A 14,726-nucleotide genomic window follows, 5' to 3' on the forward strand; every position below is an offset into this window, starting at 1 on the left:
CTCAGCCGTTGGTGCGCCACCACTGGTAGAGCGAGGAGGTGTCGCCACCCGATGCCCGGACGAAAGCCAGCACGTTCTTGGCGTCGACGGTCCAGATGACCTCGGCCTTGCCGTCATCGGTCCCGCAGGCCACCTGTCCGGCCGAGTCGGTGGAGCTGCCCTGGTGCCAGACGGTCGGCGACTTGGCGTCCCCACAGTTTGTAAGCTGGTCGCTGCCAATGAGTTTGGTGAACGCACTGGCCAGGTCCGCGCTGTTGGGGAACTGGAAGTACTTCGCCGAGGCGGGTCCGCTGCTGTCGGCGTTCTGGCCACAGGCGAGCACGGCCTGCACCGACGGGAATGCGGACTGTACCTCCGAAACCGCCTGTGAGCCGCAGTTGCTCGAGGAGTAACCCTTCGACAGCGAGCCGGCGAACGCGTCGGTGGGGTCCGCGGATGCGGTGGCGACGCCCGTGCAGGCGAAGCCCCCGACGAGCGCAGCGGTCGTGATGCCCCGCAGCGCGTTCTTCAGGTAGGTCATTTCATCTCCTTGGTTGTTGTGGGAAGTGCTCCGCAGGCACAAAGTCCCTGCGGCCGAACGAAATATCAGCCGTTGGTGCGCCACCACTGGTAGAGCGCCTGGACGTCGGTGGTGGATCCGCGGATGTAGCTCAGCACATTCTTGGCCTCAGTGGTCCAGATGACCTCCGCGGCGCCCTGGTAGGTACCGCAGGCGACCTGTCCCGCGGTGGCGCCGGCACTGCCGGTGTGCCACGTGGTCGGTGACTGGCCGCTGTCACCGCATGCGGTGAGGCTCTCATCCTTGATACTGGCGGTAAATCCGCCGTTGAGGTCGCCGGTGTTGTTGTAGAGCAGGTACGTCGCTTTGACAGGGCCGGCGGCGTCGGCGTTCTGTCCGCAGTTGATCGCGGCCGCCACCCCCGCCGGAGGCTCTTTGGGTGTGCAGTTGCTCAACGAATAGCCCTTCGACAGCGAAGCCGCCAGCGTGTCATTCGGGTCGGCGTTCGCCGTAGCGGTGCCCAGGCAGGCAAAGCCACTCATGAGGCCACCCGTGAGCGCCGCCGCCGTCGCGGCTCGCAGCACCGTGTTGAGGTGAAACAACTCCTGGCTCCTTAAAAGTCGGCCGACCGACATATGCGGCTGCGTTGATATCGGTGAGTGTATTTCTCAAACTCGCCGTAGAACAGGGCTTACATGGCAATTGGCATCGTAGAGCTACGCCGGAGCGGTCCAACACATTCCGTCGGCAATTGTCTGTCTGGGCATCGATCGCGGCACTGGAACGCACCGAAATCCATTCGGTGTCAATGGATCTGGTGCCTGGCCGGGGCGCCGGCCGGGTGCGGACGCCAAGACCGCCACGAAAGCGGTGGAGGTGTCCAACAAGCAATTTCAGATTGGTGATGCCGTCGAGACTGCTCTCCGGTATGGTAAGCCTCGCTTCACGCCAGCTAACTCTTTCGACTGGAGAATCCATGACACAACCACCCCCTCCCGGTTACCCGCCGCAGCAGCCGCCGGCAGGTCAGCAGCCCGACAATTACCTGGTCTGGTCGATCCTGGCGACGCTGTTCTGCTGTCTTCCTCTGGGGATCGTGGCGATCGTCAAGTCCACGCAGGTCAGTGGTTTGTGGGCGCAGGGTCAGTACGCCGAGGCACAAGCGGCGGCGGACAGCGCCAAGAAGTTCGTGAAGTACTCCGTGATCGCCGGCGTGGTCGGGGCGATCATCTACGGCGTCATCATCGCGCTGGGCGCGATGAACACCGACACCAGCTCGGCGGCCATGATGATGGTCGACGCACTGAGCCTGGGCTGATCCGATGGTGACCCGCCAAGGGTCGGTGTCCGCGAAGCTGGGTGCGCGATTGAGCGCCCCAGTGTTCGTGGCCGCAGCCTCGGCTGTGGCATGCGCCGGCATTTGGCTGGGTGACCCGACGACCCCGAACGGCCCGTTGCCGACCTGCCCCACCAAAGCGTTACTGGGCATCGATTGTCCCGGCTGCGGCAGCATGCGGATGCTGTACAGCCTGATGCACGGTGATCTGTTGGCCGCCGCCAGATTTAACGCGCTCGGTCTGGTCGCTGTCGGGCTCCTGGTCTGGGCCTACCTGGCCTGGACGTACGGCCGGGTGACCGGTCGGCGGATCCGGGGTTGGCAGCACAACCGCTGGGCCGCCATGGTGACTCTGTCGCTGGTGGTGGTCTGGTTCGTGGTGCGAAATCTGCCCTTTGCCCCATTCAGCGGGCTGTACGTCTGATGCTGTACGTCTGAAAGTGCCGCTCTCGCATCTGGTCTAACGTGGGCGCAATGGTGCACAAATCGAAGATGATTCCGGCGGTGCTGGCCGTTATCGCGATCGTCGCTTTCCTGGGGGTGGGCTGCGGGCGCGGGTCCAACCAGACCGGGTCCAGCGGCAGCGGCCAAGCGGCGGGCGAGTTCGCGAACACGATCCGCAACAAGGTCACCACCGACGCGATGATGTCGCACCTGACCAAGCTGCAGGACATCGCCAACGCCAACAACGGCACTCGCGCGGTCGGCACTCCGGGCTATGAAGCCAGCGTCGACTACGTCGTCGAGACGTTGCGCAAAAGCGGTTTTGACGTTCAGACACCCGAGTTCTCGGCCCGGGTCTTCCACTCGGAAAAGGGTTCGGTCGAGGCCGGCGGCCTGACCGCAGACGCGCGTGCGCTGGAATACAGCCTCGGCACACCCGAAGGCGGCGTGACGGGGCCGCTGCTGTTCGCGCCCACCGGAGACAGCCCCGGGTGTGCGCCGGCCGACTACGACAAGCTGCCGGCGCAGGGCGCGGTGGTGGTCGTCGACCGCGGCGGTTGCCAATTCGCGCAGAAGGAGGACGCGGCCGCCCAGCGCGGTGCGGCGGCGCTGATCGTCGTCGACAACGTGGACGAGCAATCGATGGGCGGCACGCTCGGAGCAAACACCGAAGTGAAGATTCCGGTGGTCAGTATCACCAAATCCGTTGGCTTCCAGCTGCGCTCCAAGTCGGGTCCGGCGACCATCAAACTGGCCGCGAACACCCAGAGTTTCAAGGCCCGTAACGTCATCGCGCAGACCAAGACCGGATCGCCGACCGACGTGGTGATGGCCGGTGCCCATCTGGACAGCGTGCCGGAGGGCCCGGGCATCAACGACAACGGCTCCGGGGTGGCAGCGATCCTGGAAACCGCTGTGCAGCTGGGTAATTCGCCGCAGGTACGCAACGCGGTGCGGTTCGCCTTCTGGGGCGCCGAGGAACTCGGCCTGATCGGTTCCCGCAACTACGTCGAGTCGCTGGACGCCGAGGGCCTGAAGAACATCGCGCTGTACCTGAACTTCGACATGCTGGCATCGCCGAATCCCGGTTACTTCACCTACGACGGCGACCAGTCGCTGCCGATGGACGCGCGTGGCCAGCCGGTGGTGCCCGAGGGGTCGGCCGGCATCGAGCGGACCCTGGTCGCCTACCTGAAGCAGGCCGGAAAGACGGCCCAGGACACCTCTTTCGATGGTCGCTCCGACTACGACGGATTCACGCTGGCGGGTATCCCGTCGGGCGGGCTGTTCTCCGGCGCCGAGGTCAAGATGTCCCAGGACCAGGCCAAGCTGTGGGGCGGCAAGGCAGACGAGCCGTTCGACCCCAACTACCACCAGAAGGGCGACAATCTCGAGCACATCGACCGGACGTCGCTGGGCATCCAGGGCGGCGGTGTCGCCTACGCGGTAGCGCTCTACGCCCAGGATCTCGGCGGGCACAACGGTGTTCCGGTGATGGAGGACCGCGTCCGGCACGTGCTCGCCAAGCCATGACGCGGCCGCTCGCCGTCCTCCTGCTGACGCTGCTGATCGCGGCCTGCGCGACGACCCACCCGCCGGCCCGGCAACCGGCCGCCGCACCCGACCCGGGCCGTTCGCTGGCCGCGAAGGTGACCGCGGACGGCATGTTCGTCCACCTGCGCGCGCTGCAGGAGATCGCCAACGCCAACAAGGGCAACCGGACGACCGGCACCCCGGGTTATGACGCCAGTGTCGACTACGTGGTGAAAGCCCTGCGCGGCAAGGGGTTCGACGTTTCGACACCGCAGTTCGAGCGGATGCGGAACGTGTCCGAGGGCAAGCCCACCCTGACGGTCGGCGGCCGCAGCTTCCCGGTGGACCAGGCTTCGCTTCTGGTGCGGACGCCGCCGGGTGGCTTGACCGGTCAGGTGGTGCGGCCGACCCAAGCCGCCGGCTGCGGTGCGGGGGACTATGCGGCCGCGCTGCCCAAGGGGGCGATCGCCGTGGTCGACGACAGCCGCTGCTCGGTGGTCGACAAACAGAACGCCGCGGTGGGCAGGGGCGCCGCGGCGGTGATCGTGATCAGCCAGCCCAGCGGTCAGGGGGCGCCCCCGACGCTGTTCAACCCGGGCTACTACAACCAGCTGACGGTGCCGGTCGCGGTGGTGGGGGCCAATGGAGCGGCCGCGCTGAAGGGGTCCACCGCTTCGGTGCGGCTGGTACTGGACGCCGAGAACGTGCGGGTGGTGTCGCGAAATGTGCTGGCGCAGACCAAGACCGGGTCGGCCAATGAGGTGGTGATGGTCGGCACCCATCTGGACAGCCCGGCTGAAAGTCCGGGCATCAACAATGCCGGTTCCGGGGTGGCGGCGGTGCTGGAGACCGCTCTGCAGCTGGGCCCGCTGCCGCCGGTGGCCAACGCGGTGCGGTTCGCCTTCTGGGGTGCTGCGGAGAACGGGCTCAACGGGTCCATGGATTACGTGTTCAGCCTGGACAACAACGCGCTCAACGACATCGCTCTCTACCTCAACTTCGACATGCTCGGATCCCCCAACCCCGGCTTCTTCACCGACGACGGAGATCAGTCCGGCCCGGCCGGGCCCGGTGTGGCGGCATCGGACATTCCGGAGGGGTCGGCCGGGATCGAGCGCACCCTGGCCGGCTACCTGAACCTGGCCGGCAAACGCCCGGCCGACATGCCGGTGAACACCAGGACCGACTACCACCCGTTCCTGGTCGCCGGTGTGCCGGTGGGTGGCATGAACACCGGTGCCTCACAGACGAAAACGACTGTGCAGGCGCGACTCTGGGGTGGGCAACCCGGCGCCGCCTTCGACCCGAATTATCAGGGTCCCCGCGACACCGTCGACGAGATCAATCGCGACGCGCTGGCGGTGATGGGGTCCGGGGTGGCCTTTGCGGTCGGCACCTATGCGGATTCGATCGGCGGCGTCAACGGGGTCACACCGCACGACAAACGCCATCGGACGCGGGTTTCCTGAGTAAAGTGTGCTGCGAGCTAGGGCCGGCTCACCGCCGACGAGATCGTCGTTTCCCATAGGAGGTTCCCTGTGACGGATCAACCGCCGGGCTACCCGCCGCCGCCGGGTGACTACCCACCGCCCGCGGGTGGATACGGTTACCAGCCTTCCCAGCCGCCGCCCGGCTACGGGTATCCGCCGCCGGCTCCGGGCTACGGGTATCCGCCACCGCCGTGGAGCAGCACCAACCCGATGGCCATCGCCTCTCTGGTGTCGGCGCTGGTGGGCTGGATCTGCGGCATCGGGCCGATCCTCGGCGTGGTGTTCGGCATCATCGCGCTGAATCAGATCAAGCAGAACGGTCAAGGGGGCCGGGGCCTGGCGCTGGCCGGCATCATCATCGGCGGGATCGGGATCGCCTTCATGGTGCTGTACCTGATTCTCGTGATGATCGGCGCGGCCGCCGAGATGGGCAGCTCACACGCGGACGCCGGCCTGATCCTTTTTGGGCAGCAGGCGTTTTCGCACGGTGCCGCGGCCTGAGGGTCCCGCAGCACTAAGTGCTGAGTATTGGGTTGCGGCCCCCTTAGAATGATGTTCCTTCGGTGCAGGCGGTGGACGGGGTTGATCAGATGAAGTTGCGCTCGCGCAGGGTGGTCGCGTCGTCACGCGCCGTGACGGCTTGTCTGGCTGCGGTGCTCGTGGTGGCGGGCTGTACCACCATGGTCACCGGACGCGCGGTGTCGGTTCTCAACGATCCGTTCCGGGTGGGCGGGCTGCCGGCCACCGACGGGCCCAGCGGCGCGAAACCGAATGGGCCGGCACCGACCGGCACCGTGCTCAACACCAACAACGGGCCCATCGACAAGTTGTCGCTGCTGTCGGTCAACGACATCGAGGAATTCTGGAAGAACAACTACACCGCACCCTTGCAGGGGTCCTTCAAACCCGTCGACAAGCTGGTGTCGTATGACTCCAACGACCCGAACAGTCCGATCGTCTGCCACAACGAGACCTACGATCTGGTCAACGCCTTCTTCACCTCACGGTGCAACATGATCGCCTGGGACCGTGGCGTATTCATGGCGGTCGCGCAGAAGTACTTCGGCGACATGTCGGTAAACGGCGTGCTGGCGCACGAATTCGGTCACGCGCTGCAGACCATGGCCAAGCTGGTCACCAGAAAAGACCCGACCATCGTCCGCGAGCAGCAGGCCGACTGCTTCGCCGGGGTTTACATGTACCACGTGGCCTCCGGTAAGTCGCCGCGCTTCGACATCAGCACCGCCGACGGGCTTGACCACGTGCTGGCAGGGATCATCACGACGCGCGACCCGGTGATGGACGCGGACTCCCAGAACGACGACGAGCACGGCTCGGCTCTGGACCGGGTCAGCGCTTTCCAGATGGGTTTCATCACCGGCACCTCCGCGTGCGCGGGGATCAACAAGGCAGAGGTGGAGCAGCGTCGTGGCGATCTGCCGACCGCGCTGCGGGTCGACACCGGCGGGGACCCGGAGACGGGCGAAGTGCAGATCACCGAAGACACTCTGAAGACGCTGATGGAGTTGATGGGCAAGATCTTCTCGCCGAAGAGCCCGCCCACGCTGGTCCTGAAGGCCGGCGGCTGCTCGGATGCCAAGCCCAGCCCGCCCGCGTCCTACTGCCCGGCCACCAACACGATCAACGTCGACCTGCCCGCACTGGCGACCATGGGCAAGGTCGCCGGCGAGAAGGAACACAGCCTGCCGCAGGGCGACGACACCGCGCTGTCGATCGTGATGTCGCGGTACGCGCTGGCGGTGCAGCACGAGCGGGGGCTGGCGATGCAGAGCCCGTGGACCGCGTTGCGCACCGCGTGCCTCACCGGCGTCGCACACCGCAAGATGGCCGAGAACATCGAATTGCCGTCCGGCAACTCCCTGGTGCTGACGGCCGGTGACCTCGACGAAGCTGTCGCGGGACTACTCACCAACCACATGGTCGCCAGTGACGCCGACGGCATCAGCGTCCCGGCCGGGTTCACCCGGATCGCGGCATTCCGATCCGGGGTGGGCGGCGAGATGGACGGGTGCTACTCCCGCTACCCCGGCTGATCACGCGGGTCAGGCGGGCTCCCGCTCAGTCTGGGCCCACTTCATCACGAACCAGGTGACCATCACGCCGCCGATCGCAACGGTCGGGATCGCCCAAACCCGCCGGACCAGCATGGCGGTGCCGCACTGTGCCGCGGCGCTGTCAGCGTGGGCCATAGCCAGGTGGAAGCCGAGGCCGTCGCCGCAACTGATCTGCATGCCGTAGTGGTCGAACTGGTCGAGATAAACCGGAAACCACAGCGCCGCCAACCCGATGACTCCGAGTATCAGGCCCGCCGCTCCGATGAACAGCTGACGGTGGCTCACATTTTCCCCCCAGCATGTTAATGAGGGGTTCGCCACGATGGCTGGATCGTTATTTGTAAGCCCGATGGCCAGCAGCTGTACCAACCATCGGACCACCCCTCAATGGCTACATATGTTAATGGAGATTCCCCCTCCTCGGTAGCTTTCGCGGGTTCGGGGCGGTGTTATTCCGGCTACAGTGGGGCAGTGTCCAGCGCGTCCGGTCCGAGCGCCCTACCGGTGGTGCCGCCACCGCCTCGAAGGCGCCCCAAAGACCGCAAGGCGCAGATCGCCCGCGCCTCGGCCGAGGCTTTCAGCGCGCAGGGTTATCACGCAGTGAGCATGGAAACCATCGCGGCCAAGGTCGGGGTGTCGGCTCCCGCGCTGTATCGGCACTACGCGGGCAAGTACGACCTGTTCCGTGACGCGGTGCTGACGCTGAGCCGCCAGCTCGTCGAAGCCACGGATCTCGAAGACGTCGGTACCGACCCCGGACAGGTCCGGGACGGGATCATTGCCGGGCTCATTGACGCGGCCCTGGAAAACCGTGCCTCCGGCGGCCTGTATCGCTGGCAGGCGCGTTATCTGCGGGCCGGGGACCAGGCCGAGCTGGCTGACCAGCTGAAGTTGATCAATCGCCGAATTCAGAAGCCGCTGAACGAGATTCGGCCGGGACTGCGGTCCGAACAGCGGTGGCTGCTGTCGGCGGGCGTGTTGAGCGTGATCGGCAGCATCGTCGACCATTCCGGGCGGCTGCCGGCCGATCAGATCCGGGCGCTGTTCGGTGCGGCGGCGTCCGGGATTCTCGCCGCGGAACTCCCACAGCCGGAAGATGTCTTCCCGCGGCCGGCATCGTGGCGACTGTTCACCGAGGACGCCGGCGTCTACGAGGCGCTGCTGCACGCCTCGATGATGTTGTTCAAAGAACGTGGCTACGCCGAGACGAGCATGGCTCAGATCGCGAAGGCCGCCGGGGTGCCGGTGTCGGGGATCTATCGCTACTTCTCCGGCAAGTGCGAGATCCTGGCGACCGGTTTGCGCCGGGCCGCCGACCGGGTCTCCGGGCAACTGTCGCCGGTGGTCGGGGCCCTGACCGAACCGCGGCAGGCGCTGGCGCTGCTGATCGAGGCCTATGTGGCAACGTCGTTCGCCAACCCCGAACTCGGCGCCGTCTACTACACCGAGCGGACCAACCTGACGCCCGCCGACCAGATGCTGCTGCACAACGTGCAGCTGTCGACCATTGATTCCTGGGTTCGGCTGCTGACCGCGGCGCGGCCGTCGCTCACGCCTGTCCCGGCTCGGTTCCTGGTGCACGCAGCGATGGCCCTGGTGGTCGACTTGGGCCGGATGGGGGAGTCGGCCTACCTGCAGGCGTGCGTGCGAAAGCTGATGGATGTCACGCTGTTTGGCCCGGAGACCGAAACAGGCGAAGCGCCGCATCGACCGCCAGGGCGGGCACGTCGAGGGTCTTCGATCCCAGATCGTGCCGCGCGCCGGTGATTTCGACGATCTCGGTTCGCGCGGGAATCAGCGCCGCGGCCTCCCGCAATTCGACGATGGTCCCGAACGGGTCGGAGGTGCCGTGGGTGAAGACCGTCGGCACGCTGATGCGGGGCAGATGTTCGGTGCGGCGGCGCTCCGGCTTGCCCGGCGGATGGACCGGGTAGGAGAACAGCGTCAACTCGTCCACGGGCACCTCCAGGGCGGCCACCACCATCGAGGTCTGCCGGCCGCCGTAGGAATGCCCGCCGACGATCAGTGGTCCGTCGGCCAGGGTGCGGCACAGTTCGATCGCCTCGACGACGCCCGCCTGGTCGGCGATGGCGGAGTTGGACGGCGGACCCTTAGGGCGCCGTCGCCGGTAGGGCAGGTTGTAGCGCACCGCGAGCCAGCCCTGGCGCGCCCACTCGTCGCAAATCCGTTGCAGCAGAGGGGAATCGCGATTTCCTCCGGCGCCGTGGGTCAGTACCGCCACGCCCTGCGGTGTGTCGGCGGGTTCGTGGGCGATGCCGGCGATGTCGTCGAGATTCATGAGCCGAGATTCATGAGCCGAGCCGGAACAACGGGGACACCGGGCCGTGCCCGCCGCCCAGTGGATATGCGGCGCGCAGACATTCGGTGACCCATCGCTTTCCGAATGCGACCGCGTCGGGCATCTGATATCCGTGCGCCAGCGCGCACGCCGTCGCCGCCGCCAGTGTGTCGCCGCCGCCATGGTCGTTGCCGGTGGGCAGTCGCTCGGCGTCGAACTCGTAGAATTCCTCGCCGTCATAGAGCAGGTCGCTGCTGCGCTGCGACGAGCGCAGGTGTCCGCCCTTGACCAGCGCCCAGCGCGGACCCAGACCGTGCAGCGCTTCGGCAGCGGCGCGTTGGGACTCCGGGTCGACGACGTCGATATCGACCAGCAGCTTCACTTCGTCCAGGTTGGGTGTCACCAGGGTGGCGATCGGAAACAGTTGGCTGCGAAGTGAATCCAGTGCTGAGGCGGCCAGCAGCGGGTCGCCGTGCATGGACGCGCACACCGGGTCGACCACCAGGGGCACGGTCAGGTCGAGTTCACGCCACGTGCGTGCCACCGCCTCGATGATGGACGACGACGCCAGCATCCCGGTCTTGGCGGCCTGGACGCCGATGTCGGTGACCACCGCTTCGATCTGCCCGGCCACCACGTCGTCGGGCACTTCGTGAAAGCTCTTGACGCCCAGCGTGTTCTGCACCGTGACCGCGGTGACGGCGACGCAGGCATGCACGCCGAGCAGCGCGATGGTGCGCATGTCGGCCTGGATGCCGGCGCCGCCGCCGGAGTCCGATCCGGCGATGGTCAGCACCCGCAGCGGCGTTGATCCCGGCTGGGCCAGGGGGAGGAAACTCACTGGGTGAGAGGGAGATACACCCGGTTGCCGTGCTCGGCGAACTCCCGCGACTTCTCGGCCATGCCACTGGCCAGCATCGCCTCGACGTCCTCCTCGGTCTCCAGCCCGTGCTTGGCGGCGAAGTCCCGCACATCCTGGGTGATGCGCATCGAGCAGAACTTCGGTCCGCACATCGAGCAGAAGTGTGCGGTCTTGGCCGGCTCGGCGGGCAGCGTCTCGTCGTGGTACGCCCGCGCCGTGTCGGGGTCCAGCGACAGCGCGAACTGGTCGTTCCAGCGGAACTCGAAACGCGCCTGCGACAACGCATTGTCGCGGTCCTGTGCGTGCGGGTGACCCTTGGCGAGGTCGCCCGCGTGGGCGGCGATCTTGTAGGCGATCACGCCGTCCTTGACGTCCTTGCGGTCCGGCAGGCCGAGGTGCTCCTTGGGGGTGACGTAGCACAGCATCGCGGTGCCCGCCTGGGCGATGATGGCCGCGCCGATCGCCGAGGTGATGTGGTCGTAGGCCGGCGCGATGTCGGTGGCCAGCGGTCCGAGGGTGTAGAAGGGGGCCTCCTCGCAGAGTTCCTCCTCCAGCCGCACGTTCTCGACGATCTTGTGCATCGGAACGTGCCCGGGTCCCTCGATCATCACCTGTACGCCATGGGCTTTCGCGATCTTGGTCAGCTCGCCCAGGGTGCGCAGCTCGGCGAACTGCGCGGCGTCATTGGCGTCGGCGATCGAGCCCGGCCGCAGCCCGTCGCCCAGGGAGAAGGTGACGTCGTACTGAGCCAGGATGTCGCAGAGTTCCTCGAAGTTGGTGTACAGGAACGACTCTCGGTGATGCGCCAGGCACCAGGCGGCCATGATGGAGCCGCCGCGGGACACGATGCCGGTGACCCGCTTGGCGGTCAGCGGGACATAGCGCAGCAGCACGCCGGCGTGCACGGTCATGTAGTCCACGCCCTGCTCGCACTGCTCGATCACGGTGTCCCGGTACAACTCCCAGGTCAGCTCGGTGGGGTCACCGTTGACCTTCTCCAGCGCCTGGTAGATGGGCACGGTGCCGACCGGCACGGGGGAGTTGCGCAGGATCCACTCGCGGGTCTCGTGAATGTTCTTGCCGGTGGACAGGTCCATGATGGTGTCGGCGCCCCATCGGGTGGCCCACACCATCTTGTCGACCTCCTCGGCGATCGAGGACGTGACGGCCGAGTTGCCGATGTTGGCGTTGACTTTGACCGCGAACGCCTTGCCGATGATCATCGGCTCGATCTCGGGGTGGTTGTGGTTGGCCGGGATGATCGCACGGCCCAGCGCGACCTCGTCGCGCACCAGTTCGGCGGGCATGCCTTCGCGGGCGGCGATGAACGCCATCTCCGCGGTGATCTCTCCGGCCCGCGCGCGCTGCAGCTGGGTGCCGCGGTCCCGGACCACGCCGGGGCGCGGCGGCAGGCCGGCGGCCAGGTCGATGACGGCGTCCGAGTCGGTGTAGGGCCCGGACGTGTCGTACAGGTCGAAATGGTCACCGGTGGACAGGTGCACGCGCCGGAACGGGACGCGCATGCCGTCCAGCTCGCGGTAGACCTTGCTGCTTCCCGCAATCGGGCCGGTGGTCACGGACGGTGCTGATGGTTTGACAGTCACGGTCATCGCTATCTCCCTACGCCGGCATTACCCGGTCAGGTTCGTACGGTCGACGGCCCCAGCCGTCCTCTCAGCGCATGAGGGTTGCGCTCCCGCGTGATTTATTGGGCTCGCCCAGCTCGCCGGGCTCCTCCCACGCTAGCGCAGCGCGGAGCGGATGGGCAGGGGCTCAGCCGGGTGGGCCTGTCGCGCCGGACATGCCGAACGGTTTTGGCCGGCCGCCAGAACTCAGCCGTGCGCGCCGGGGGTGCCGAAAAGTACCCCTTTGATGCCGCCGTTGCCGCCAGTGCCGTCGGGACCGTCGTTACCGACCGGGCTGAAGCTCACACCCCCGGCGCCGGCCGCGCCGCCGTTGCCGCCGTCCCCGATCAGGCCGACGGAGTCGCCGCCGTCGCCGCCGTTGCCACCGACGCCGCCGAACAGGCCCCTGCGACCCGGCCTGCCGATTCCGCCGGCGCCGCCGCTGCCCAACAGTGCACTGTGCCCGCCATTGCCGCCACCACCGCCGGTGCCGCCGACGCCTATCGAGCCGCCGTCCCCGGCGAACCCGCCGGCGCCGCCTAGGCCGCCGTTGCCCAGCAGTGAGGAGTCGCCGCCGAAGCCCCCGGTGCCGCCGGACCCGCCATTGCGCGCGCCGAGTGTGGCGCTCGTGCCGTTGCCGCCGGCGCCGCCCGCCCCGCCGTTACCGATCTGTCCACTCAACCCGCCGTTGCCGCCCTGCCCGCCGGTGCCGCCCCCGCCCGCGGTTCCGGCTCCGCCGTCTCCGCCTGCCCCACCGGCCCCGCCGTCGCCGAGGAGCCATCCACCGCGGCCGGCTTCGCCGCCGGTTCCGCCGGTGCCGCCGGTGGTGGGCCCGCCGCCACCGGTTCCGCCGGCGCCGCCGGCGCCGCCGCTGCCGAAGATCTGGGCCGAACCCCCGTGGCCGCCGCCCCCGCCCACTCCGGCCAGTTGTGTCGCGCCGCCATCCCCGCCCGCTCCGCCGGCGCCGCCGGCGCCACCGTTGCCGTACAGCAGGCCGCCGGGCCCGCCGGGCCCGCCGGAGCCGCCGAAGCCGCCGCCACCGCCGACGCCGGCCGACCCGGCGCCGCCGACCCCGCCGGTCCCGCCGACGCCACCTTGCCCGAACAACATGCCGCCCGCACCGCCGCTGCCACCGGTGCCGCCGAACCCAGCCGGGCTGGTCGCCGTACCCGTGGTCCCGACCCCGCCGGCCCCGCCCGCGCCCCCGTTGCCGATCAATCCGGCAGCGCCCCCGTTGCCGCCGCTCTCGCCGGGCGCACCCGCCGCACCGTTGCCGCCGTTGCCGAACAGGATGCCGCCCGCTTCGCCGCTGCCGCCCGGGGTCGTCGCGCTGGCGCCGTCGCCGATCAGCGGCCGGCCCACCAGCATCCGGCTGGGAGCATTGATCGCATCAAGCACGACCTGGCCGACGTTGGCGGATTCCGCGCTCGCGTAGGCGCCGGCACCGGCATTGAGGGCCTGCACGAACTGGGCGTGGAACGCGGCGGCCTGAATGCTGACCGCCTGGTAGGCCTGCGCATGGGTGTCGAACAGGGCGGCGATGGCCACCGATATCTCGTCGGCTCCGGCGGCCAGGACGGTCCTGGTCCCGGCCGAAGCTGCGGTGTTGGCACTGCTGACGGCGGCGGCAACGTTCGCCAGGTCCGTTGCCGCCGCCGCCACCAGGTCGGGGGCTGCGATCACATACGACATGAAGAGACTGTCTCCAACAGGTGTTGCGCACTTCCTGCATAATCGTTGAACGCGCTGGTCAGGCCGCCGCGAGAAGAGAAAAGTCAGAAGGCGAAGTGGCCCTCGCCGGAGCGTGATGGGAGGATGGGTGCGTGCAGAACGATGGTCGTGAGCAGTCGGCCAGTCCTGTGCTGCCGGCCGGAGCCCGGCCCTACCTGAACGTCGGCAGCTTCCGATTCTGGTTCGTCGGACAGCGCTGGGAATGGTCGGACGAGGTGGCCCGGATGCACGGTTACGAGCCCGGTTCCGTGGAACCCACGACAAAGCTGCTGATGTCGCACAAGCATCCGGAAGACCGCGCCCACGTCCAGGATCTGCTGGACTATGCGTTGCAGTCGGGGGAGCCGTTCTCGAGTCGGCACCGGTTCATCGACACCGCGGGCACCGAGCACGACGCGATCGTGGTGGCCGACCGCATGCTGGACGAGAACGGCGCCGTGCTGGGCACCGCCGGCCACTACATCGACCTCACCAACAGCTTCGACGAGGCGCGCCAGGAGGTGCTCGATGACGCCCTGCCGGACCTGTTCGAGAACCGGGCCGCGATCGAGCAGGCCAAGGGTGTGTTGATGTACGTGTACCGGGTGAGCTCCGAGCAGGCGTTCCGCGTGCTGCAGTGGCGGTCGCAGGAGACGAACACCAAACTGCGCGGTCTGGCAAAGCAGCTACTGGACGAGGTCAGCTCGCTGGATCACCCGTCCACCGTCGCTCAGAGCCAGTTCGATCACCTGTTGCTGACGGTGCACGAGCGCATCCCTGCGGAATCAGGACGCTGAGCTGGGGTTAAGCTCCACATATCTGGGACGGGAAAGGTAGCGGATTCGGGCATCCG

Annotated in this window: 15 protein-coding genes and 1 riboswitch; of the genes, 8 read left to right on the forward strand and 7 right to left on the reverse strand. The window is 67.7% G+C overall.

Translation table 11 applies throughout. The annotated features are described in order from the left end of the window. Position 1: 1 nt before the first annotated feature. Both C0J29_RS04010 and C0J29_RS04015 read right to left on the reverse strand, forming a co-directional pair. A complete protein-coding gene (locus tag C0J29_RS04010) occupies positions 2 to 520 on the reverse strand; it encodes a hypothetical protein (protein ID WP_065042947.1) in 519 nt (172 codons plus the stop codon). A gap of 65 nt (positions 521 to 585) precedes the next feature. Next, positions 586 to 1,101 carry a serine/threonine protein kinase gene (locus C0J29_RS04015; RefSeq protein WP_065163421.1) on the reverse strand — a complete coding sequence of 172 codons (516 nt, stop codon included), beginning with the start codon at positions 1,099 to 1,101 and terminating at the stop codon, positions 586 to 588. A 374-nt stretch (positions 1,102 to 1,475) separates the two neighbouring features. Between C0J29_RS04015 and C0J29_RS04020 the strand changes: the two genes are divergently transcribed. The 6 genes from C0J29_RS04020 (at position 1,476) to C0J29_RS04045 (ending at position 7,356) form a co-directional block, all read left to right on the forward strand. Then, positions 1,476 to 1,817 carry a CD225/dispanin family protein gene (locus tag C0J29_RS04020; RefSeq protein ID WP_065042949.1) on the forward strand — a complete coding sequence of 114 codons (342 nt, stop codon included), beginning with the start codon at positions 1,476 to 1,478 and terminating at the stop codon, positions 1,815 to 1,817. Positions 1,818 to 1,821: 4 nt separating this feature from the next. Further along, positions 1,822 to 2,259: a DUF2752 domain-containing protein gene (locus tag C0J29_RS04025; protein ID WP_065042950.1), complete on the forward strand. Its 438-nt coding sequence runs from the start codon at positions 1,822 to 1,824 to the stop codon at positions 2,257 to 2,259. Positions 2,260 to 2,309: 50 nt separating this feature from the next. Then, on the forward strand, positions 2,310 to 3,812 hold the full coding sequence (locus C0J29_RS04030; protein WP_065042951.1) for a M28 family metallopeptidase: 1,503 nt from the start codon (positions 2,310 to 2,312) through the stop codon (positions 3,810 to 3,812). Next, entirely contained in the window at positions 3,809 to 5,281 is a 1,473-nt protein-coding gene (locus C0J29_RS04035; protein WP_065163423.1) for a M28 family peptidase, read from the forward strand. The genes C0J29_RS04030 and C0J29_RS04035 overlap by 4 nt, the downstream gene beginning before the upstream one ends. Positions 5,282 to 5,350: 69 nt before the next feature. Further along, positions 5,351 to 5,803 (forward strand): DUF4190 domain-containing protein, encoded by a 453-nt coding sequence (locus C0J29_RS04040; protein ID WP_120791595.1) that lies wholly within the window; start codon positions 5,351 to 5,353, stop codon positions 5,801 to 5,803. Positions 5,804 to 5,892: 89 nt separating this feature from the next. Continuing rightward, positions 5,893 to 7,356, forward strand: a complete 1,464-nt coding sequence (locus C0J29_RS04045) for a neutral zinc metallopeptidase (protein ID WP_065042964.1) — start codon at positions 5,893 to 5,895, stop codon at positions 7,354 to 7,356. A gap of 9 nt (positions 7,357 to 7,365) precedes the next feature. Here C0J29_RS04045 and C0J29_RS04050 read toward each other — a convergent pair whose 3' ends face one another. Beyond that, the gene (locus C0J29_RS04050) at positions 7,366 to 7,662 is read right to left on the reverse strand and encodes a hypothetical protein (RefSeq protein WP_120791596.1); all 297 of its coding nucleotides are present in this window, start codon (positions 7,660 to 7,662) and stop codon (positions 7,366 to 7,368) included. Between the two features lie 186 nt (positions 7,663 to 7,848). On the opposite strand from C0J29_RS04050, the gene C0J29_RS04055 reads away from it, so the two are divergent. Then, a complete protein-coding gene (locus C0J29_RS04055) occupies positions 7,849 to 9,144 on the forward strand; it encodes a TetR/AcrR family transcriptional regulator (RefSeq protein ID WP_240743586.1) in 1,296 nt (431 codons plus the stop codon). Here C0J29_RS04055 and C0J29_RS04060 read toward each other — a convergent pair. The 4 genes from C0J29_RS04060 to C0J29_RS04075 all read right to left on the reverse strand — a co-directional run bounded on the left by C0J29_RS04060 (position 9,041) and on the right by C0J29_RS04075 (position 13,855). After that, the gene (locus C0J29_RS04060; protein ID WP_120791598.1) at positions 9,041 to 9,676 is read right to left on the reverse strand and encodes an alpha/beta hydrolase family protein; all 636 of its coding nucleotides are present in this window, start codon (positions 9,674 to 9,676) and stop codon (positions 9,041 to 9,043) included. The genes C0J29_RS04055 and C0J29_RS04060 overlap by 104 nt on opposite strands. Positions 9,677 to 9,686: 10 nt before the next feature. Beyond that, the gene (gene thiD / locus C0J29_RS04065; RefSeq protein ID WP_120791599.1) at positions 9,687 to 10,517 is read right to left on the reverse strand and encodes a bifunctional hydroxymethylpyrimidine kinase/phosphomethylpyrimidine kinase; all 831 of its coding nucleotides are present in this window, start codon (positions 10,515 to 10,517) and stop codon (positions 9,687 to 9,689) included. Continuing rightward, positions 10,514 to 12,148 (reverse strand): phosphomethylpyrimidine synthase ThiC, encoded by a 1,635-nt coding sequence (gene thiC, locus C0J29_RS04070; RefSeq protein ID WP_065042958.1) that lies wholly within the window; start codon positions 12,146 to 12,148, stop codon positions 10,514 to 10,516. Before thiC ends, thiD begins: the two co-directional genes overlap by 4 nt. Continuing rightward, a riboswitch (TPP riboswitch) is annotated at positions 12,139 to 12,248 on the reverse strand. (Overlaps the previous gene by 10 nt.) Before the next feature lie 122 nt (positions 12,249 to 12,370). Beyond that, positions 12,371 to 13,855 (reverse strand): PE family protein, encoded by a 1,485-nt coding sequence (locus tag C0J29_RS04075; RefSeq protein ID WP_120791600.1) that lies wholly within the window; start codon positions 13,853 to 13,855, stop codon positions 12,371 to 12,373. Positions 13,856 to 14,022: 167 nt separating this feature from the next. On the opposite strand from C0J29_RS04075, the gene C0J29_RS04080 reads away from it, so the two are divergent. Then, on the forward strand, positions 14,023 to 14,670 hold the full coding sequence (locus C0J29_RS04080) for a PAS and ANTAR domain-containing protein (RefSeq protein WP_370530934.1): 648 nt from the start codon (positions 14,023 to 14,025) through the stop codon (positions 14,668 to 14,670). Positions 14,671 to 14,726: the final 56 nt, after the last annotated feature.

This window comes from Mycobacterium paragordonae, assembly GCF_003614435.1.
Lineage (GTDB): Bacteria > Actinomycetota > Actinomycetes > Mycobacteriales > Mycobacteriaceae > Mycobacterium > Mycobacterium paragordonae.

Coding starts and splice junctions, on each gene's coding strand:
- C0J29_RS04010 (WP_065042947.1), bottom strand. CDS start 520: ATGACCTACCTGAAGAACGCGCTGCGGGGCATCACGACCGCTGCGCTC.
- C0J29_RS04020 (WP_065042949.1), top strand. CDS start 1,476: ATGACACAACCACCCCCTCCCGGTTACCCGCCGCAGCAGCCGCCGGCA.
- C0J29_RS04025 (WP_065042950.1), top strand. CDS start 1,822: ATGGTGACCCGCCAAGGGTCGGTGTCCGCGAAGCTGGGTGCGCGATTG.
- C0J29_RS04030 (WP_065042951.1), top strand. CDS start 2,310: ATGGTGCACAAATCGAAGATGATTCCGGCGGTGCTGGCCGTTATCGCG.
- C0J29_RS04035 (WP_065163423.1), top strand. CDS start 3,809: ATGACGCGGCCGCTCGCCGTCCTCCTGCTGACGCTGCTGATCGCGGCC.
- C0J29_RS04045 (WP_065042964.1), top strand. CDS start 5,893: ATGAAGTTGCGCTCGCGCAGGGTGGTCGCGTCGTCACGCGCCGTGACG.
- C0J29_RS04060 (WP_120791598.1), bottom strand. CDS start 9,676: ATGAATCTCGACGACATCGCCGGCATCGCCCACGAACCCGCCGACACA.
- thiC (WP_065042958.1), bottom strand. CDS start 12,148: ATGACCGTGACTGTCAAACCATCAGCACCGTCCGTGACCACCGGCCCG.
- C0J29_RS04075 (WP_120791600.1), bottom strand. CDS start 13,855: ATGTCGTATGTGATCGCAGCCCCCGACCTGGTGGCGGCGGCGGCAACG.